This is a genomic window from Saccharothrix sp. S26 (assembly GCF_021390395.1).
Taxonomy (GTDB): domain Bacteria; phylum Actinomycetota; class Actinomycetes; order Mycobacteriales; family Pseudonocardiaceae; genus Actinosynnema.
Genome location: NZ_JAJUWT010000005.1, coordinates 189,114 through 208,920, shown reverse-complemented (window position 1 = coordinate 208,920; position 19,807 = coordinate 189,114). Strand labels below are relative to the sequence as shown.

The window sequence follows — 19,807 nt, the reverse complement described above, 5'->3', positions numbered from 1 at the left end:
GCCGAAACGAAGCCGCACCGCCTACCCGGTGCGCGTGCCTGAAGGAGCGACAACCGCCATGACCACCACGCTCGACGCGAGCCCCACGACGTACGTGGGACGTCCCCGGTACGAGGGCGCGAACATCCGCACGTGGATCGGCTTCAAGCACTTCACGTACCTGCTCGAGGAAGCCGTGCTCCAGCACTTCCGCGACCGCGGCGCCGGCCCCGACGTGCTCTACCACGTCCACGGCCTGGGCATCGAGTTCGTGGAGACCTCCATCCAGCTCCCCGCGACCCTGCTGGTGGACGACGAGGTCACCGCCGTCGTCACCACCGCGCCCGCGAAACCCGGCCACGGCGCGGCCTTCACCGTCCGCCTGACCGTGCGGCGCGACGGCGCGCAGGTCACCATCCTGACCGGCAAGGTCCGCGTCGCCCTGGTGGCCGAGCGGGACGCACCGGGGCACGAGCCGGTACCGGTGGAACTGGTGCCGTTCGTCGTCGGCGGTGTCGCGGAGCTGGAGAGCAAGGCGCGCGTCGACCTCGCGTGCCCGGGCGAGGTCACCGAGGTGCTGACCCCGTCCGGCTCGAACGCGTTCCTGTGGTCCTGGCGCATCCCGTACTTCTACTGCCACTACTCGCACCGGCTCCAGCACTCGGGCTACACCCGCGCGTTGGAGGAGGTCGTGGACCGGTTCCTGCACGAGCGCGGCCTGGGCATCGGCAAGCTGCTGGAGGAGCGTGGCTGGATCCCCGTCGTGTCCCGCGCCCGCGTGCAGCTCCTCGCGGACGCGCACATGGAGGAGACGCTGCACACCGTCTTCACCGTCGGCGAGGTCATCAAGGACGTCATGTACACGGCCCGCATGGACACCTACGTCCGCCGCGGCGACGTGCTCGTGCACACCGCGACCGCGTCGATCGTCCACGGCTACGCGGTCAGCCGCGGCGAGAAGTCCGGATCGCTGGCCGAGTTCGACGCCGACACCCGCGCCGCGCTGCTCGGGGGTGCCGAATGAGGGTGAAGAAGCCGCCACGCCTGTACTTCTCGTTCCGCAGCCCGTTCAGCTGGCTGGCCCTGCGGCGCTTGGAGGAACGCCTCCCGCAGGCGCGGGAGATCATCGAGTTCGTGCCCTACTGGGATCCGGACCCGATCACGGCGGCCGGCCTGGAGGAGCGCGACGCCGGGTTCCACTACACCCAGATGAGCAAGGCGAAGCACCTCTACATCCTCCAGGACACCAAGCGCCTGGTCGCCGAGCACGGTCACCGCATGGCGTGGCCCATCGACGTGGACCCGTGGTGGGAGCTGCCGCACCTCGCCTGGATCAAGGCCCGCCACCTGGGTCAGGACCGCGTGTTCTACGACGCGGTCACCCGGGCGCGGTGGGAGCGCGGCGAGGACATCTGCGAGGTCGACGTGCTGAGCGCGGCCTTGGAGCAGGCGGGGCTGGACCCGGAGCCGCTGGTATCCGCGGTGGACGACCCGGCTATCCGCGAGGAGGGCCTCGACGCGCTGGTGCAGGCGTGGCACGACGACATCTTCGGCATCCCCTACTTCAAGGTCGGCCGGCACCGCTTCTGGGGCTTGGACCGGCTCGACGCCTACCTCGACGTGCTGCTGCCGACGTTGCAGGAACTGCCCGTGCCCGCGGCGACGACGTTGGACGACGTGCCCGTGCCCGTGCTGGAACGTGTGGGCGGGGCCGACCACGACACGGCGGGTGGTTGCGGGTGACCCTGCTGCGGGAGCGTCCTGTCACCGCTCCCGAGGCGGTCGACACCGATCCGCGCGACCCGGAGGCCCGGCTGGCGCAGCTGCTCGACCTGGGGTCCGGCGGTGCGTGAGCGCACACCCGTGATCGGCGTCTGGCACTCCGGTGCACGTGATCGCGGACGACGAGCCGGACGCCTGCCGGCGGGCGCGGCGGATCACCGGGCTGTTCGCGCGGCCCGGTGTGTTCGACCTGCACTCGGTGCCCGACGGCGAGGATCTGCGGGCGTTGCTGCCGGAGCGGCCGCGGCGGGCCTACGACGTCGGGCCGTTGGTTGGCGTGGCCGCGAACGTCCCGATCCGCAAGGGCGGGTGTCCGGACTCGCTGTCGGCGGAGAAGGCGGCGCGGTTGGTGCGGATGTGCGACGCGTTCGGTGAGGCCGTGGTGCCGCGGGTGACGTTGGTGACGCGTACAGCGGCGCCGACGGGCCGTGGCGCGCACGACAAGATCCCGCAGTAGCAGTCATTCCGCTGTCGAAAGAGGAGGGCTCGTGCTCAACCACCTGCGTGACGAGGGACGGCGCGTGCTGCTGTGCACCGTGTCCTCCGACTCGCACACCTGGAACCTCGTGTTCCTGCAACTGCTGCTGGAGGAACACGGCCACGACGTGACCAACCTCGGCTCGTGCACACCGGACGACCTCGTCGTCGCCCGGTGCCTGAGTGACCGGCCGGACCTGCTCGTCATCAGCACGGTCAACGGTCACGGCCACGCCGACGGCAAGCGGCTGATCACGAAGCTGCGCCGCGAGCCCGCCCTGCGCACGCTGCCGGTCGTGATCGGCGGCAAGCTCGGCATCGCGGGCGCGGCGGACGTCGACCGGGCGGGCGAGCTCGTGGAGGCCGGGTTCGACGCGGTGTTCGCGGAGGGCGCGGACCTGTCCGGGTTCAACCGCTTCGTGTCCACCGCGCGCGAGCGGCGCTCGCTCGAAGGCGCTGCGCCGTGACCGGGTTCGCGACGTTCGTCCGCGCCGCGCACGCCGCGGGTCACCTGGTCGTGCAGCCCCGCATGGGCTTCAGCGACCCCGCCCTGATGCGCGCCGGCCTGGTCGCCACGCGCCGCGCGCACGCCACCACCGTCGGCACGGTCACGCTCGACAGCTACACCCGGGTGGGCGACTACGCGGCCGTGCTGGCAGCCGCCGCCGAGGGGACACCGCTCAACGGCTACCCGATCGTCACCACCGACGACGCCACCACGCGGCACGTCCTCTCCGACTCCGCCCGGCACGGCTTCCCCGTCCAGGTCCGGCACGGCTCGCCGCTGCCCGGCGACATCGTGGACGCGCTCGTCGCGCTCGGCCTGGACGCCACCGAGGGCGGTCCGGTGTCGTACTGCCTGCCCTACAGCCGGGTGCCCCTGCGCGAGTCGGTCACGGCGTGGTCGCGGTCCGTGGAGGCGTTCGCCGCCGCGCCCGGCGAGCCGCACCTGGAGAGCTTCGGCGGCTGCATGCTGGGCCAGCTCTGCCCGCCGAGCCTGCTGATCGCGCTGACGATCCTGGAGGGGCTGTTCTTCCGCCGGCGCGGCATCGCCAGCCTGTCGTTGAGCTTCACCCAGCAGACCAGCGCCGAGCAGGACGCCGAGGCGCTGCACGCGTTGCGGCGCATCGCCGCGGACCTGCTGCACGACGTCGACCACCACATCGTGGTCTACGCCTACATGGGCGTGCACCCGCGCACGGAGGCGGGTTCGCTGGCGCTGCTGGCCGACGCGGCGCGGCTCGCGGTGCGCGGGGGAGCGGCCCGGCTGATCGTGAAGACCCCGGCCGAGGCGCACCGCATCCCGACCATCGCGGAGAACGTGTCGTCGCTGGAGCACGCCGCCGCCGTCGCCCGCACGGTCGGCCCCGAGGAGCCCGCGGTCGAGGACAGCGGTGTCGAGGCCGAGGCGCGCACGCTCATCGCCGCCGTGCTCGACCTGCACGAGGACGTCGGGGAGGCACTCGTCCGCGCGTTCTCCGCCGGTGTCCTGGACGTGCCCTACTGCCTGCACGCCGACAACGCCGGGCGGTCCCGCGCGCACGTGGACGGCAGCGGCCGGCTGCGCTGGTCGGCGGTGGGCTCCATGCCCATCGCGCGGTCCGACCAGGACCTCCGGCCGGTCACCAGCGGCGCGCTGCTGGGCTACCTGCACCGCGTCGAGCAGCGCTACGACCACCCGGTCCTCACCGACGGCACCCCCGCGGCGGTGCTGTCGTGACCACCCTGATCGACGACCTGCTGCCCGAGTGGCAGCACCGCGAGCACCACGCCCGCCACGTCGACGCCCCGCCCGAGCGCGTCTGGGCCGCCTTGACCGCACTCCGGGTCTGCGACCTGAGCTGGACGATGCTGTTGCTCCGCCTGCGCGGCGGCCCTCTCGCGTGGCTGCGGGGTGTGCAAGCGCCGCCGGGGACGCTCGTGCTGGACTCGTTCGCACCCAAGCCCGTCGCCCAGGACCCGCCGAGTGAGGTCGTCCTCGCCGACATCGCCCGCTACACCTCCCTGGTGCCCGCGCGCCCGGATCTGCCGCGGGGCGACCGGGACGCGTTCACCGGCTTCACCGAGCCCGGCTGGTCGAAGGTCGTGATGAACTTCCGCCTCGACGCCGACGGCACGGGCACCCTGCTGTCCACCGAGACCCGGGTGCACGGCACCGACGACGCCGCGCGGCGCTCGTTCCGGCCGTACTGGCTGCTGGTGCGGGCGGGCAGCGGGCTGATCCGGCACGACCTGCTGGGCGCCACCGCGCGTCGAGCGGAGCGGGTGTGACGCTGTTCCGCTTCCCGTGGGGCCGTTTGACGGCTCCGCGGCTGAACCGATACGACTGGTGTCGTCCGACCGGCCCGGGGGAGAGGCACAACAGCATGACGAGGTCCGCGCAGGCGTCACCGCGCACGACCAAGGGGGGACGGTGGCTCGGTTGGGCCGTGTTCGTCGTGGGAGCGCTGTACGCGGTGGTGAGCGCCTACTGGGCCGTCGGCGGCACGGCCGGCCTCGACACGCTCGGCGGCGCGCTCGCGGAGATGGCCAGGGCCCGCGACCCGCAGCTGATCGTGATCGTGTGGTCGACCGTGGTGCTCAAGCTCGTGGGCGCGGTACTGGGATTGGCGCTGGTCCAACCGTGGGGCCGGCGCGTGCCGCGGTGGTTGCTGCTCACCGCGTCGTGGGGTGCGACCGTCGTGCTCGTGCTCTACGGGGGCGTGCTGGTCGTCGCGCAGTCCCTGATCGCCGTGGGCGTGGTGCCGCGGGCGTCGTCGTTCGACCCGGTGGCGTTCTACTGGCACCTGTTCGTGTGGGACCCCTGGTTCCTGCTGTGGGGTGTCCTTCTAGGGGTGGCGACCCTGCGTTTCGCACGCCGACGGCAAGATCCCGGATCGCATTCGGCAAATCAAGGTTGAGACGCGCATTTGCCGCTTTGGGCAGACCCGTTGTGCGGGACGCGCGTGTCGACACAGGATGGTCACATGCTGTCCGCACCGCACGCCGCGCCCCTGCAAACCCCTCTCACCCCGCGCCCGTCCAGTGATGTGCTGGACTGGCCGTGGATCCTCGGGCCCTGTTGAAACCGCAGGTCGAGCCCTGGGGCCGGGTCACGCCGAGTATTTCGGCGTACCCGGCCCCAGGTCGTTGTCGGACCAGGTGAATCACACATTAAGCAACGGTGTAGACAATTCCTGCGGTGACCTGTCGCAGTGGTGACGAGCACTCCCACGCCGATCGGGACACCCTTCAGCTACCGGTGATGACAACCCCGAACGGGCCGCTCGCCGGTGATCCGGTCACCGCCAGCACGTCCCCGAACGGCAGCCAGCGCCCGTCGGCGAAGCGGATCGTGTGCAGCAGCCTGTTGTCCTGGGTGGAGACCGCCAGGTGCAGCGCGCCGAGCGACGCGGTGATCGAGACGCCGCTCACCGGGCTCCCCGGCGCACCCGTCTGCGAGGCGACGTCGTGGAAGGTGGTCCACTCCCCGGTCGAGCGCTGCACCGCGTGGTAGACCTTCCGGTCGCTGCCGTACACCACGGCGTGCAACTCCGACCCGACCTGCGCGAGCCGCACCCCGACCGCGGTCACCTCGGCCGCCGCCGGGGTGAACGGCACGTCGGAGGTCTGCACCCACTGCCCGTCGGGGTAGCGGAGGTAGGAGGGCAGGACCCGCCCGCCGGCCGTGTCGTTGATCACCAGGCGCAGGTTGCCGCCCACCCCGGCGAGCCCCACGTCGGTGTTCGCCGTGCTCGCGGCCGGGACGATGGTCGCGCTCGACCACGTGCCGTCGGCGTGCCGCACGTGGTGCGTCAGGCGGGCGTCGTCGATGCTGCGCCGAATCCGGTGCAACTCGCCGGCGACACCGGCCACCGCGAGGTAGGCGGTCCACCCCGAGGAGTCGGGAGGGCCGGACACCTCCGACCACGAGCCGTCCGAGCGGCCGATCCTGTGGTGCAGCCACGGCCGGTTGGGCAGACCGGAGGCGTCCTCGAACAGCAGGTGCTGCTCGTCGTTCACGACGGCCGACACCAGCGCGTGCGGCGAGTGCTGCGTGCCGGTGTAGCTGAACCCGGTCCACGTGCCGTCAGCGCGGCGAGTCGTGTGGGCCACGCCGGTGGCGCCGGCGGTCCCCATGGTGGCCAGGTGCACTTCCCCCGGGACGTGCAGCGTGCCGGGCTCGGCGTGGGCCGGTGCGGCGTCGCTCAGCGCCGCCGTCGTCAGCGCCGCCACGGCCGGTAACCGGAGCACGTCTCTTCTTCTCAACATCACAATCCCCCTGGGTGAGGCACGCTCGTGCGGCGTGCCTCACCTGGATAGCACCACCAAAGGGGGATGACGGTGGGATTCAAGGATTCCCCGTGGCGACGAAACCCCGGCCGGCCGGGGGCGCGACAGGGCCCCGAGGGGGACGTCGTGGCGGGCGGACAGCACCGGCCGCCCGCCACGACGAGTCACACGAGCGGCCGGTCGGTGGGGTCGATCGGCCTGGGCAGCACCGCGCGCCCGGTCAGGTAGGCGTCCACGCCGGCGGCGGCCGAGCGGCCCTCGGCGATGGCCCACACGATCAGCGACTGGCCGCGGCCCATGTCGCCCGCCACGAAGACGCCGTCGACCGAGGTCGCGAACGACTCGTCGCGGGCCACGTTGCCGCGCGCGTCGAGGTCGACGCCCAGCTCGGTGAGCAGGCCGTCCCTCTCCGGGCCGACGAAGCCCATCGCCAACGTCACCAGCTGCGCCGGGATCTCCCGCTCGGTGCCGGGCACCGGCTCGAACCGCCCACCGGACGCCTCCACCTCGACCAGCTTCAACGCCCGCACCGCACCCTGGTCGTCGCCCAGGAACTCCACGGTGGACACCGAGTACAGCCGCTCGCCGCCCTCCTCGTGCGCCGACGTGACCCGGTACAGCATCGGGTAGGTCGGCCACGGGTGGGCCTCGGCGCGCTTCTCCGGCGGCCGGGGCATGATCTCCAGCTGCGTCACCGACAACGCGCCCTGCCGGTGGGCCGTGCCCACGCAGTCCGCGCCGGTGTCGCCGCCGCCGATGACGACGACGTGCTTGCCCTGCGCGGTGATCGGCGGCACGTCCAGCTCGCCGCGCGCCACCTTGTTCGCCCCCGGCAGGTACTCCATCGCCTGGTGCACCCCGGACAGCTCCCGGCCAGGCACGGGCAGGTCGCGCCACGCCGTCGCGCCACCGGCCAGCACCACCGCGTCGTAGGACTCGCGCAGCCGCTCGACCGTGACGTCCACGCCGACGTTCACGTTCGTCTCGAACCGCGTGCCCTCGGCGCGCATCTGCTCCAGCCGGCGGTCCAGCCGCCACTTCTCCATCTTGAACTCGGGGATGCCGTAGCGCAGCAACCCGCCGATGGCGTCAGCCCGCTCCAGCACGGTCACGTCGTGCCCGGCGCGGGTCAGTTGCTGCGCGGCGGCCAGGCCCGCGGGCCCGGAGCCCACCACGGCCACCTTGCGGCCGGTGCGCGTCGGCGGGAGCTGGGGCGTGACCCAGCCCTCGTCCCACGCCCGGTCGATGATGGAGATCTCGACCCGCTTGATGGTGACGGGATCGCCGTTGATCCCCACCACGCACGCGGCCTCGCACGGCGCCGGGCACAACGTCCCGGTGAACTCCGGGAAGTTGTTGGTGGCGTGCAGCCGTTCCGCCGCCTTGCGCCAGTCGTCGCCCCACACCAGGTTGTTCCACTCGGGGATCAGGTTCCCCAGCGGACAGCCCTGGTGGCAGAACGGCACGCCGCAGTCCATGCACCGACCGGCCTGCTTCTCCAGCTTGGGCCGCTCGAACTCCTCGTAGACCTCGCGCCAGTCGCGCAGGCGCAGGAAAACAGGACGGCTGCGCGGGGTCTCACGCTCGGTGGTGAGGAACCCACGGGGGTCAGCCATGAGACGCCTCCATGATCGCTTCGTTGACGTCCCGGCCCTCGAGCACGGCCCGGGCCTGTGCCGCCAGCACCCGCTTGTAGTCCTTCGGCATGACCTTGGTGAACCGGTCCACCGCCAGGTCCCAGTCGGCCAGCAGCGCGTGCGCCACCGCCGAGTCGGTCTCCAGGTAGTGCTTCTCCACCGCGCCGCGCAGGAACTCGCGGTCGGCGGGGTCCAGCGGGTCCAGATCCACCATCTCCGGGTTGACCCGCGGCTCGGCGGCGTCGAGCACGTAGGCGATGCCGCCGGACATGCCCGCCGCGAAGTTGCGCCCGGTCGGGCCGAGCACGACCACCCGGCCGCCGGTCATGTACTCGCACCCGTGGTCGCCCACGCCCTCGACCACGGCCAGCGCGCCCGAGTTGCGCACGCAGAACCGCTCGCCGACCTTGCCGCGCAGGAAGATCTCGCCGCCGGTCGCGCCGTAGCCGATCACGTTGCCGGCGATGATGTGCTGCTCGGCGGCGAACTGCGCGTCGGGCACCGGCCGGACGACGATCCGCCCACCCGACAAGCCCTTGCCCACGTAGTCGTTCGCGTCGCCGATGAGCCGCAACGTGATGCCGCGCGGCACGAACGCGCCGAACGACTGCCCGGCCGTGCCGGTGAACGTGATGTCGATCGTGTCGTCGGGCAGCCCCTCGCCGCCCCACCGCTTGGTCACCTCGGAGCCGAGCATGGTGCCGACGGTGCGGTTGACGTTGCGCACCGGCAGTTCCAGCCGCACCCGGTCACCGGAGGCGATCGCGCCCTCGGCGAGCTGGATCAGCGTGTTGTCCAACGCCTTGTCCAGGCCGTGGTCCTGCGCCACGACCTGGTGCCGGGCCGCGCCGTCGGGCAGCTCGGGCACGTGGAAGATCGGCGACAGGTCGAGCCCGGCCGCCTTCCAGTGGTCCACGGCCGCCCGCGTGTCCAGCAGGTCCGCGTGCCCGACGGCCTCGGCCAGGGTCCGGAAACCGAGCTGCGCCAACAGCTCCCGGACCTCCTGCGCGACGAACTCGAAGAAGTTCACCACGTACTCGGCCTTGCCGGCGAACTTCGCCCGCAGCGCCGGGTTCTGCGTGGCCACGCCCACCGGGCACGTGTCGAGGTGGCAGACCCGCATCATGACGCAGCCCGACACCACCATGGGCGCGGTGGCGAAGCCGAACTCCTCCGCGCCGAGCAGGGCCGCGATCACCACGTCCCGACCGGTCTTGAGCTGGCCGTCGGCCTGCACCACGATCCGGTCGCGCAGCCGGTTGGCCAGCAGCGTCTGCTGCGTCTCGGCCAGGCCCAGCTCCCACGGGCCGCCCGCGTGCTTGATGGACGACAGGGGTGACGCGCCGGTGCCGCCGTCGTGCCCGGAGATCAGCACGACGTCCGCGTGCGCCTTGGACACGCCCGCCGCGACCGTGCCGACGCCGACCTCGGAGACGAGCTTCACGTGGATGCGCGCCGCCGGGTTGGCGTTCTTCAGGTCGTGGATGAGCTGCGCCAGGTCCTCGATCGAGTAGATGTCGTGGTGCGGCGGCGGCGAGATCAGGCCGACACCCGGCGTGGAGTGCCGGGTCTTGGCGACCCACGGGTACACCTTCGCGCCCGGCAGCTGGCCGCCTTCGCCCGGCTTCGCGCCCTGCGCCATCTTGATCTGGATGTCGTCGGCGTTGACCAGGTACTCGCTCGTCACGCCGAACCGGCCCGACGCCACCTGCTTGATCGCCGAACGCCGCGAGTCGCCGTTGGGGTCCGGGGTGAACCGCTCGGCGTCCTCGCCGCCCTCACCGGTGTTGGAGCGCGCGCCCAACCGGTTCATCGCGATCGCCAGGACCTCGTGCATCTCCTGCGAGATGGAGCCGTAGGACATGGCGCCGGTGGCGAACCGCTTCACGATCGACGAGACCGGCTCGACCTCCTCGATCGGCACGGGCTCGCGCACGCCCTCCTTGAACGCGAACAGGCCGCGCAGCGTCATCAGCCGCTTGGACTGCTCGTCCACCGCCCGCGTGTACTCCTTGAAGATGTCGTAGCGCCCGGTGCGGGTGGAGTGCTGGAGCTTGAACACCGTCTGCGGGTTGAACAGGTGCGCCTCGCCCTCGCGGCGCCACTGGTAGTCGCCGCCGACCTCCAGCTCGCGGTGGTGCGGCCGGAAGCCGTCGGGCGGGAACGCCGTCCGGTGCCGCCGCGCCACTTCCTCGGCGATGACGTCGAACCCGACGCCGCCCAGCCGGGACGTGGTGCCGGTGAAGCAGGAGTCCACGACCTGCTCGCCGAGGCCGATCGCCTCGAAGATCTGCGCGCCGGTGTAGGACGCGACGGTCGAGACGCCCATCTTGGACATGGTCTTGCGCACGCCCTTGCCCAGCGCCTTGATCAGGTTCCGGGTGGCCACCTCCGGCTCGACGTCCGGCAGCTCCTCCACCGAGGCCATCGCCAGGTAGGGGTTCACCGCCTTGGCGCCGTAGCCGATGAGCAGCGCGATGTGGTGCACCTCGCGGGCATCGCCCGCCTCCACGATCAGGTCAACCTGGGTGCGGGTCTTCTCGCGCACCAGGTGGTGGTGCACCGCACCGGTCAGCAGCAGCGACGGGATCGGCGCGTGCTCCTGGTCGACGCCCCGGTCGGACAGCACGACCAGCCGCGCGCCGTCCTCGATGGCCCGGGACACCTCGGCGCGGATCTCGTCCAGCCGCCGCACCAGCGCCTCGCCGCCGCCGGCCACCTCGTACAGGCCGCGCACGGTGAACGTGCGGAACTCCGGCAGCGTGCCGTCGTCGTCGACGTGCACGAGCTTGGCCAGCTCGTCGTTGTCCAGCACCGGGAACGGCAGCGAGATCCGCCGGCACGACGTGGCGTCGGCCGACAGCAGGTTCGGCTCCGCGCCCAGCGTGGCGTGCAGCGAGGTGACCAGCTCCTCGCGGATGGCGTCCAACGGCGGGTTGGTCACCTGCGCGAACAGCTGCGTGAAGTAGTCGAACAACTGCCGCGGCCGGTCCGACAGCGGCGCGAACGGGGCGTCGTTGCCCATCGAGCCGATCGGTTCCGCGCCGGTGCGGGCCATGGGGCCCAGCAGCAGCGCCAGCTCCTCTTCCGTGTAGCCGAACGCCTGCTGGCGGCGCACCAGGGACGAGTGCGTCGGCACCTCGCGCTCGCGCGCCGGGAGGTCGGCCAGGTGCAGGATGCCGTCGGCGACCCACTCCTGGTACGGGTGCTCGGCCGCGAGCTGACCCTTGATCTCCTCGTCGTCGATGATCCGCCCCTGCGCGGTGTCGACCAGGAACATCCGGCCCGGCTCCAGCCGGCCCTTGCGCACGATGGTGGCCGGGTCGAACTCCAGCACGCCCGCCTCGCTGCCGAGCACGACCAGGCCGTCCTCGGTGACCCAGTACCGGGCCGGGCGCAGGCCGTTGCGGTCCAGCACCGCGCCGATCAGCGTGCCGTCGGTGAACGCCACGAGCGCCGGGCCGTCCCACGGCTCCATGAGCGTGGAGTGGAACTCGTAGAACGCGCGCCGTTGCGCGTCCATCTCGGCGTGGTTCTCCCACGCCTCGGGGATCATCATCAGCACCGCGTGGGGCAGGCTGCGCCCGCCCAGGTGCAGCAGCTCCAGCACCTCGTCGAACGTCGCCGAGTCGCTCGCGCCGCGCGTGATGACCGGGAACACCCGGGACAGGTCGCCGGGGATGAGGTCGGTGGCGAGCACCGACTCGCGGGCGTCCATCCAGTTGCGGTTGCCGCGCAGCGTGTTGATCTCGCCGTTGTGCGCCACGTACCGGTACGGGTGGGCCAGCGGCCAGGACGGGAACGTGTTGGTGGAGAACCGGGAGTGCACCAGGCCGATCGAGCTGGTGACCCGCTCGTCGGTCAGGTCGGGGAAGAACTTCTCGACCTGCGGCTCGGTGAGCATGCCCTTGTACACGATCGTGCGGCCCGACAGGCTCGGGAAGTACACGTCGGTCGCGTGCTCGACCCGCTTGCGCACCACGAACGCCAGGCGTTCCAGCTCCAGCCCCTCCGCTCCGCTGAGGAAGAGCTGGCTGAACGCGGGCATGGTGGTCTTCGCGGTCGGACCGACGTGGTCGGCGTCCACCGGCAGTTCGCGCCAGCCGAGGACGGTGGCACCCTCCTCGGCGGCGATCCGCTCGACCTCGGCCTTGACCTGGTCGTGACCCTCGCGGGGGAGGAACGCGGTGCCGACCGCGTAGCTGCCGGGCTCGGGCAGCGGGAAGCCGACGACCTCGCGGTAGAACGCGTCGGGCACCTGGATCAGGATTCCCGCGCCGTCGCCGGTTTCGGGCTCCGCGCCGCGGGCACCCCGGTGTTCGAGGTTGCGCAGCGCGACCAGGGCCTGGCTCACGATCGCGTGGTTTCTACGCCCGGCCAGGTCGGCGACGAACGCGACGCCACAGGCGTCGTGCTCGTACTGCGGGTCGTAGAGGCCGCCTTGCGGCTGGTGGTGGTGGGTCACAACGGGCCCTCCCGTGGCGTCGTCCGGGCATACGGAGACGGCCGAACGCCCGCGCGCGGCTTTACGCGGACAACTCGGCCTGCAGGTACTGGCTGTGGATCCACGCCCGAGAGATCTTCGGCGTGGGGACCGCACTCCGTTGTGCGGGAGAACTGCACTTCCTTGTGCGCGCGCTTGGCGGCCGGATGGGGCCGCGTGGGCACGCTTGGCGGTGCACCGGGATTGCCGGGGTCTTGTGACGATAGTGTGAATTCGCGGTTATGGCTCTAGTCCGACAGGGCGTCGTGGTGAATCACACCCCCACTTGACGCCGTTCCGACCAGCGGGGTACACCCGGTCGGACCAGAGTTTCGCCCGCTTTCGTGACTTCAGCCGGAGGTGAAGTCAGCGGGAGGCTCTCTTGGACTCCCGCGCGCAGCCCGCGGCGACGGCGAGGCACAGCGCCGCGAGGGCACCCTGCCACCACGCGGCCTCGCTCACGGCGAGGATCACGTTGACGCCCGCGACCAGCGCGAACAGTGCGGTCAGCAGCGCCCAGAGCCGGCGTTCGGCCTTCTGTCCGCCGCGGAGGAGCAGTGAGGTGGGCGGGTGGGTCACGGTGTGCACCTCCAGTCCTGGCCTGTCGCGCTCGACGGCGACAAGTCGGCTGCGGGTACCCGCACTTTGCGTACTTCACACCTGTCGGGGTGGACTTTTTTCCGCCGACCCCCGAGGGTGTGCACGGAGCGTGACTACGTCAGCCCATCGTTACGCCGAACAGGAGACCGACGTAGTACGTGACGATCATCGTGAGCGACCCCACGACCACGTTGCGGCGCACCGCGCGGCCCACCCGGCTCGACCCGAGCCGCGCGCTGATCACGCCGGTGAGCACCAGCCCGACCAGCACGGCCACCGCGCACGCCCACACCCGCCACCCGGTCGGCGGCAGCACGATCGCCACCAGCGGGATCAACGCCCCGACCGCGAACGACGCCAGCGACGCCCAAGCGGCCTGCCACGGGCTGGTCAGGTTGTCCGGGTCGATCTGGAGCTCGGCCTCGGCGTGCGCGCGCAAGGCGTCCTGCTCGGTCAGCTCGCGGGCCACCCGCGCGGCCAGCTCCTCCGACAGCCCTTTGTCCCGGTAGATGCCGGCCAGCTCCTGCTCCTCCTCCTCGGGCATCTCGCGCAGCTCGCGCTCCTCCAGCTTCAACGCGGCCTTCTCGGTGTCGCGCTGGGTGCTGACCGAGACGTACTCGCCGCCCGCCATGGACAGCGACCCCGCGACGAGGCCGGCGACGCCCGCGGCCAGGATCGCGGTGCGGTCGGTCGTCGCGCCCGCGACGCCGACGACGAGGCCGGCGGTGGACACGATGCCGTCGTTGGCGCCGAGGACGCCGGCGCGCAGCCAGTTGAGCCGGCCGGAGAGGTCGTCGCGGTGGGGTTCGCCGGGGTGCGTCATGACCGTGATCGAACCACCACTCGGCTATCGGGTGGAGGTCCGGCCGCGAACGGGTGAAGGGCTGGACAGGCGGGAGGCTGCCGGGGCCGCGGGCGCGGGTGATCCACTCCTGGCTGACGAATCGGGGGCCGGTGGTCGACCGGGGTGCGGCGGCGACGTCGCTTCCCCGGTGCCGCCGTTCGGCGCATCGGGCGGGCGGGTCGGCCGCCGGTCGAACGGCCCGTCCCGTTGGGCCGCCTCGCGGATCCGGTTCGGTGCGATCAGCCCGTTTCGACGATCCGCCACTGCGGTCCGCCGACCCAGGTGGCCTCCAGCCGGGACCGGTGGCCCGCGCCGGTGAACTCGACCACGACGGCGTCCGCGGGCTGCTCCACCGTGGCGGCGAAGCCCTGGCGCGGGGTGGCGGAGATGGGCTCCATGTCCTCGGCGGAGAAGCTGACCGCGGCCACCCCGCCCTGGAGGCGGAAGCTGCGCAGGTAGACCGGTCGACCGTCGCGCTCGGTCCACGTGCCGTTCTCCGACGGCAGGGGTTGGGTCGTCGTTGTCGTGGTGGTGGTCGGCGCGACCGTCGTCGTGGGGGCGACCGTCGCGATCACCGCGAACGTGGTCGTGGTGGTGGGCGCGGCGGTGGTGGTGGTCGTGGTGGTCGTCCGGGCGATCGCGGACGACTGCGTGGGCCCGGCGACGACGAGCGGCCGTTCGGGCGCGCCCGCGTCCAGCACGAACCGGATGCCCAGCCAGGACAGCGCCACCGCGACCGCCGTGGACGCCGACCACGCGGCGAAGTACTGCAGGCCCCTGGTCACCCGGACATCCTGCCGGCGGGACCGGCCCGGCGGGACCTCAGCACTCGGCCGCGGGCTTGCCCGGCGTGGTGACGTGGCCGCCGACGTCGTCGCGGTCGGCGGCGGAGAGCACGGTGTCGAGCAGGTCGGGGAAGCGGGCGTCGACGTCGTCGCGGCGCAGCCGGATGTAGCAGCGGGTGCCCTCCTCGCGCCGCCACGTCAGGCCGGCCGTGTTGAGCACCTTGAGGTGGTGGCTGAGCGTGGACTTGGCGACGGGGACGGCGAAGTCGCCGAAGTTGTGCTCCTCGCCGTCGGCGAGCAGGCGGACCAGGCCGACGCGGAGGGGATCGCTGAGCGCCGCGAGGACGTCGGTCAGGGTCAGCTGGTCGACGTCCGGGTTCTGGTCGGCGTGGCGCACGGGTCCAGTCTATTCGTTCGAAGTTTTGCGAACATCGAACTGGGAGGAGTAGGTTGTTCGATGTTCAGCGAACATCGAACGAGGTGGGGATCATGGAGTTTGACGGGCAGGTCGCGCTGGTCACGGGGAGCACGCTCGGCATCGGCCGGGAGACCGCGCGGCTGCTGGCGCTCGGGGGCGCGACGGTGATCGTCACGGGGCGGGACGCGGCGCGCGGTGCGGAGACCGTGGCGGCGATCGAGGCCGACGGGGGTCGGGCGAAGTTCGTCGCGGCGGACCTGGCGGACCTGGGGTCCGTGCGGGCGTTGGCGGAGGCGTCCGGCGAGGTGGACGTGCTGGTGAACAACGCGGGCGTCTTCCCGTTCGCGCCGACCGTGGAGCAGGACGTGGAGGGGTTCCAGCGGCTGTTCGACGTGAACGTGCGGGCGCCGTTCTTCCTGACCGCGGCGCTCGTGCCGGGGATGGTGGCGCGTGGCCGGGGCAGCGTGGTGAACGTGTCGACGTCCGCGACCGGGTTCGCGTTGCCGGGCGGGGCGGCGTACTCGGCGACCAAGGCGGCGTTGGAGTCGTTGACGCGGACGTGGGCCGTGGAGTTCGGGGGCAGCGGGGTCCGGTTCAACTCGATCGCGCCCGGTGCTACCCAGACCGAGGGCGCGCTGGCCCTGGCCGCCGACTCCGTGGCCGAGGTGGGCCGCAAGTCGCCGCTGGGCCGTGCGGCGACGGCGCGTGAGATCGCCGAGGCCATCGTGTTCCTGGCCTCCCCGCGTGCCTCCTACGTCCACGGCGAACTGCTCCAAGCCGACGGCGGCCGCACCATCGGCTAACCCACACCCCCGCGAGAGTCCTACGTTCAGGCCGCGAGAGTCCTACGTTCAGGCACCCCGAATTCAACGCTCACGACGAGCGGTAGGTGGCTGAACGTTGAATTCAGGGGTCCTGAACGTAGGACACGGTGGTTCTGAACGTAGGACTCTCGCGGCGGGAACGTAGGACTCTCGCGTTAGGGGGTTAGGAGGGGGAGGTAGCCCTGGGCGTAGCCCGTGGCGTTGGGGTGGAAGGACTCCACGAGGCGGAACAGGGAGAACTGGTTGATCCACGGCGAGCGGCCGCACGCGCCGTGCCCCGCGAACGCCGCGCGGGCGTCGACGTAGCGGACGCCGGCGGCCGCGGCACGGGCCGAGATCACCGCGTGCAGCTCGTCGGAACCGCGGTTGAGCGCCGTGCGCTTGGTGGCGCTCATGCACGTGCCGTCCGGCTCGACCAGGTGCGGGTAGCCCAGCACCACCACGGTGGCGTTCGGCGCGCGGGTGCGGATGGTGGCGTAGGTGGCGTCGAGCCGTCCGGGCAACGTGGTGCGCGCGGCCTCGATGCCGGTGTTCACGGCGTTGACGCAGCTCGCGTCGCTGCCCGTGACGCAGGTGATCATGGTGTTGGCGAACCCGACGTCGTTGCCGCCGATGGTGATCGACACCAGGTCCGTGCCCGCGTCGAGCGCGGCGAACTGGTCGGTCATGCTCTGCGTGGTCGCCCCGCCGCAGGCGACGTACTTGAACGACGACACGTCGTGCGCGTCCGCCCACAGCTGCGGGTACCCGCGGGAACTGCGGTAGCACGAGCCGCTCTGGTACGGCGGCGCGCCCGTGCCGGAGGAGTACGAGTCGCCGAGGGCGACGTAGTCGACCGCGGCGGCGGCCCGCGCCGGGGTCGAGGTCAGCATCACGGCCAGGGCGGCGGGCAGCGCCGCGCTCAAGACCCGGAGAAGACGTCCGCGCACGTCCGGTCCCTTCCTCGGAGGAGATCACTGGGTGAAGGCGGCAGGTCGCCGACGTTACGAAGGCGTTCCGAGGGATCACAGCCGGTGCTATTCTCATTACCTGCGAGTAACCTCCGACCGTTCCGCCGGGGTGCCGCCATGACCGTCCCGCGACGCCGCGACGCCCTGAGGAACCGGGCGGCGATCCTGCGCGCGGCCGAGGAGCTGGTGGTTCGCGGCACGACGCCGTCACCGGCCGGGATCGCCCGCCTCACCGGCCTCGGCCAGGCGACGGTGTACCGGCACTTCCCCGATCGCCGCGCGTTGCTGCTCACGGTGGCGCGCGGGCACCTGGGGCTGCTGGTGGAGGCGGCCGAGCGCACCGCCGACGACCCCGCCGCGTTCCGCGCGCTGCTGCGGGCGGTGATGGCCTACCAGGTGCGGATGCGGCCCCTGGTCGAGGAGCTGCGCCGGTTCCCCGAACCCGACCGGCGCGGGCAGGTGCGCCGGCTGCTGGACGCGTTGCGCGGCCCGTTCGACCGGTCGCGGGCGGCGGGCCACCTGCGCCACGACATCGTGCTCGACGACGTGCTCGTGGTGTTGACCATGCTCCAGGCCGCCGTGGACCTGACGCCCGACCCGCACCGCGCGATCCCCGTGCTGCTGGACGGGTTGTTCCTCCCGGAACCGGAGCGCGCGGTGCGGCGGTAGCGCCGGGGGAGCGGGCCGGCCGTTCACCCGATCGCGTTACGGTGCGCGCCATGGTGTCGGTGCTGCTCGTCGAGGACGACCCGGTGGTGCGGTCGGCGGTGAGCCGGGCGTTGACCGGTCTGGGGCACGCGGTGCTGCCGGTCGGCACGGCGTTGGAGGCGTTGCGGGAGATCACCGGCGGCGGGTTCGACCTCGTCGTGCTCGACCTGGGCCTGCCCGACATGGACGGCGCGGACGCGTTGCGGATGATGCGCGGCGTGTGCGACGTACCGGTCATCGTCGCCACCGCCCGCGACGACGAGGCCGAGATCGTCCGGCTGCTCAACGCCGGCGCCGACGACTACGTGGTCAAGCCGTTCTCCAGCGAGCACCTCGCCGCCCGCCTCTCCGCCGTGCTGCGCCGCGCGCGCAAGGACTCCGCGCCGACGACGTTCCGGATCGGCCGCCTCACCGTCGACCCCGACCGCCGCGAGGCCCGCCTGGACGGCCGCGAGCTCAACCTGACCCGCAAGGAGTTCGACCTGCTGGCCTACCTCGCCGCACGCGAGGGCAAGGTGGTGCCGCGCGCCGAGCTGCTGGCCAACCTGTGGAACCTGCCCGGCAGGCACGACGACCAGACGCTGGACGTGCACCTGTCGTGGCTGCGCCGCAAGCTCGGCGAACGCGCCGCCCAGCCCCGCTACCTGCACACCGTGCGCGGTGTCGGGTTCAAGCTCACGGCGGCCGAGTGAGGAGGTCGCTCGCCCTCGTCTCGCTGGCCGTCACCTCGATGGTCGCGCTCGCGTTCCTGATCCCGCTCGCCCTGGTGGTGCGCCAGCTCGCCGAGGACAGCGCGCGCAATGACGCCGAACGCCTCGCGAGCGCGCTCACGCCCGTCCTGGTGATCACCTCCGACCCGGCGTCGATCGGCCAGGCGCTCACCAGCACCGCCGGCCGGGTCGCGGTGCACCTGGCCGACGGCGAGGTGGTCGGCGTGCCCGTGGCGACCGACGCGCAGCTGCGCACCGCCCGGGAGCAGGGCCTGGCGTTCACCGAGCTCATCCCGGCCGGTCTCGTGCACCTGCAACCCGTGCTGCTGGGCGAGGGCCGGGTGGCCGTGGTGGAGGCGTTCGTGCCGCGCGCGGAGCTGTCGCGCGGCGTGCGGGAGGCGTGGCTCGCGCTCAGCGGTGTCGCCCTGGCCCTGGTGCTCGGCTCCGTGCTGGTCGCCGACCGCCTCGGCGCGCGGGTGGTCAAGGCCAGCGCCGAGCTCGCCGACGGCGCGCGCAAAATGGGTCAGGGCGATCTCACCGCGCGGGTCGCGCCGAGCGGACCGCCGGAATTGCTCGACGCCGGCGTCGCGTTCAACCGGATGGCCGATCGCATCGGCCAGTTGGTGGCGAACGAACGCGAAATCCTGGCCGACCTCTCGCACCGCCTGCGCACCCCGCTCACCGCGTTGCGGCTCGATTCCGAAACGCTCGGCCAGGATCCCAACGCCAACCGGGTCCGCCAGGCAGTGCACGCGCTCGAACGCGAGGTGAACGAACTCATCCGGGCCGCCCGCCGCGAGCTGGACGACCCCGACGGCGGCCGGTGCGACGCCGCCCAGGTCGTGCACGACCGCCTGGTCTTCTGGTCCGCCCTCGCCGACGACCAGCAGCGGCTGTGGAACCTGCGCGGCACCGAGCGCCGCGCCCTCGTCCCGCTCACCCGCAGCGACCTCGCCGCGGCGATGGACGCCGTGCTGGGCAACGTCTTCCGGCACACCCCCGAGGGCGTCGGTTTCGTCGTCGCGCTGTTCCACCAGCCCGAACGCGTGGTCATCGTGATCGAGGACGCCGGTCCGGGCATCGCCGACCTGGAGGCGGCGATGCGGCGGGGCAGCAGCGGCGCGGGCTCGACCGGCCTGGGCCTGGACATCGCCCGCCGGGCTGCGGAGTCCACCGGCGGCTCGCTCGTGGTCGACCGCGGACCGCTGGGCGGCACGCGGGTCCAGCTCCGGCTGGGCCGCGCGGAGGAGCCGGCCTGACCGGGTCCGCCTTTTCCGCGCCTGATGCGACCTTTAAATGTTCCTTAAATAATTCGTCGTTGACAGTTTCGCATTCCTG

The 19,807-nt window shown here is 72.1% G+C and carries 18 protein-coding genes and 1 pseudogene; 11 read left to right on the top strand and 8 right to left on the bottom strand.

Annotated features, from left to right (window positions below):
- Window positions 1-58 precede the first annotated feature (58 nt).
- From LZG04_RS09945 to LZG04_RS09915, 7 genes and pseudogenes are all read left to right on the top strand, one after another.
- Window positions 59-1,003 carry a thioesterase family protein gene (locus LZG04_RS09945; protein ID WP_233815522.1) on the top strand — a complete coding sequence of 315 codons (945 nt, stop codon included), beginning with the start codon at window positions 59-61 and terminating at the stop codon, window positions 1,001-1,003.
- Window positions 1,000-1,722 (top strand): 2-hydroxychromene-2-carboxylate isomerase, encoded by a 723-nt coding sequence (locus LZG04_RS09940; RefSeq protein WP_233815521.1) that lies wholly within the window; start codon window positions 1,000-1,002, stop codon window positions 1,720-1,722. Before LZG04_RS09945 ends, LZG04_RS09940 begins: the two co-directional genes overlap by 4 nt.
- Window positions 1,723-1,867: 145 nt before the next feature.
- Window positions 1,868-2,164: pseudogene (locus LZG04_RS09935) on the top strand (carboxyl transferase domain-containing protein); the annotation flags it as partial.
- Window positions 2,165-2,249: 85 nt separating this feature from the next.
- Complete coding sequence (locus tag LZG04_RS09930; RefSeq protein WP_233815520.1) at window positions 2,250-2,705, top strand: cobalamin B12-binding domain-containing protein; 456 nt, start codon at window positions 2,250-2,252, stop codon at window positions 2,703-2,705.
- Complete coding sequence (locus tag LZG04_RS09925) at window positions 2,702-3,958, top strand: methylaspartate mutase (RefSeq protein ID WP_233815519.1); 1,257 nt, start codon at window positions 2,702-2,704, stop codon at window positions 3,956-3,958. Before LZG04_RS09930 ends, LZG04_RS09925 begins: the two co-directional genes overlap by 4 nt.
- Complete coding sequence (locus LZG04_RS09920; protein ID WP_233815518.1) at window positions 3,955-4,509, top strand: hypothetical protein; 555 nt, start codon at window positions 3,955-3,957, stop codon at window positions 4,507-4,509. Before LZG04_RS09925 ends, LZG04_RS09920 begins: the two co-directional genes overlap by 4 nt.
- A gap of 95 nt (window positions 4,510-4,604) precedes the next feature.
- Window positions 4,605-5,138: a DUF3995 domain-containing protein gene (locus tag LZG04_RS09915; RefSeq protein ID WP_233815517.1), complete on the top strand. Its 534-nt coding sequence runs from the start codon at window positions 4,605-4,607 to the stop codon at window positions 5,136-5,138.
- Window positions 5,139-5,469: 331 nt separating this feature from the next.
- Here the strand turns inward: LZG04_RS09915 and LZG04_RS09910 are convergent, their stop codons facing one another.
- The 7 genes from LZG04_RS09910 to LZG04_RS09880 form a co-directional block, all read right to left on the bottom strand.
- Window positions 5,470-6,471 (bottom strand): hypothetical protein, encoded by a 1,002-nt coding sequence (locus LZG04_RS09910; RefSeq protein ID WP_233815516.1) that lies wholly within the window; start codon window positions 6,469-6,471, stop codon window positions 5,470-5,472.
- Between the two features lie 203 nt (window positions 6,472-6,674).
- Window positions 6,675-8,126 (bottom strand): glutamate synthase subunit beta, encoded by a 1,452-nt coding sequence (locus LZG04_RS09905; RefSeq protein ID WP_233815515.1) that lies wholly within the window; start codon window positions 8,124-8,126, stop codon window positions 6,675-6,677.
- Window positions 8,119-12,612 carry a glutamate synthase large subunit gene (gene gltB / locus LZG04_RS09900; RefSeq protein ID WP_233815514.1) on the bottom strand — a complete coding sequence of 1,498 codons (4,494 nt, stop codon included), beginning with the start codon at window positions 12,610-12,612 and terminating at the stop codon, window positions 8,119-8,121. Before gltB ends, LZG04_RS09905 begins: the two co-directional genes overlap by 8 nt.
- Before the next feature lie 384 nt (window positions 12,613-12,996).
- Complete coding sequence (locus LZG04_RS09895) at window positions 12,997-13,209, bottom strand: hypothetical protein (protein ID WP_233815513.1); 213 nt, start codon at window positions 13,207-13,209, stop codon at window positions 12,997-12,999.
- A 139-nt stretch (window positions 13,210-13,348) separates the two neighbouring features.
- Window positions 13,349-14,053: a VIT family protein gene (locus tag LZG04_RS09890; protein ID WP_233815512.1), complete on the bottom strand. Its 705-nt coding sequence runs from the start codon at window positions 14,051-14,053 to the stop codon at window positions 13,349-13,351.
- A gap of 260 nt (window positions 14,054-14,313) precedes the next feature.
- Window positions 14,314-14,859: a hypothetical protein gene (locus tag LZG04_RS09885; RefSeq protein ID WP_233815511.1), complete on the bottom strand. Its 546-nt coding sequence runs from the start codon at window positions 14,857-14,859 to the stop codon at window positions 14,314-14,316.
- 37 nt (window positions 14,860-14,896) lie between these two features.
- On the bottom strand, window positions 14,897-15,256 hold the full coding sequence (locus LZG04_RS09880; protein ID WP_233815510.1) for a helix-turn-helix transcriptional regulator: 360 nt from the start codon (window positions 15,254-15,256) through the stop codon (window positions 14,897-14,899).
- Window positions 15,257-15,348: 92 nt separating this feature from the next.
- Here LZG04_RS09880 and LZG04_RS09875 point away from each other — a divergent pair, with 92 nt between their 5' ends.
- Window positions 15,349-16,080 carry an SDR family NAD(P)-dependent oxidoreductase gene (locus tag LZG04_RS09875; protein WP_233815509.1) on the top strand — a complete coding sequence of 244 codons (732 nt, stop codon included), beginning with the start codon at window positions 15,349-15,351 and terminating at the stop codon, window positions 16,078-16,080.
- A gap of 176 nt (window positions 16,081-16,256) precedes the next feature.
- Here the strand turns inward: LZG04_RS09875 and LZG04_RS09870 are convergent, their stop codons facing one another.
- Window positions 16,257-17,030 carry an SGNH/GDSL hydrolase family protein gene (locus LZG04_RS09870; protein WP_233815508.1) on the bottom strand — a complete coding sequence of 258 codons (774 nt, stop codon included), beginning with the start codon at window positions 17,028-17,030 and terminating at the stop codon, window positions 16,257-16,259.
- Between the two features lie 138 nt (window positions 17,031-17,168).
- Between LZG04_RS09870 and LZG04_RS09865 the strand changes: the two genes are divergently transcribed.
- The 3 genes from LZG04_RS09865 to LZG04_RS09855 are packed head-to-tail and all read left to right on the top strand — an operon-like array spanning window position 17,169 to window position 19,728.
- On the top strand, window positions 17,169-17,720 hold the full coding sequence (locus LZG04_RS09865) for a TetR/AcrR family transcriptional regulator (protein ID WP_233815507.1): 552 nt from the start codon (window positions 17,169-17,171) through the stop codon (window positions 17,718-17,720).
- Window positions 17,721-17,770: 50 nt separating this feature from the next.
- Window positions 17,771-18,451, top strand: coding sequence for a response regulator transcription factor (locus LZG04_RS09860; RefSeq protein ID WP_233815506.1), 681 nt, complete (start codon window positions 17,771-17,773; stop codon window positions 18,449-18,451).
- Window positions 18,448-19,728: a HAMP domain-containing sensor histidine kinase gene (locus LZG04_RS09855; protein ID WP_233815505.1), complete on the top strand. Its 1,281-nt coding sequence runs from the start codon at window positions 18,448-18,450 to the stop codon at window positions 19,726-19,728. The genes LZG04_RS09860 and LZG04_RS09855 overlap by 4 nt, the downstream gene beginning before the upstream one ends.
- Window positions 19,729-19,807: the final 79 nt, after the last annotated feature.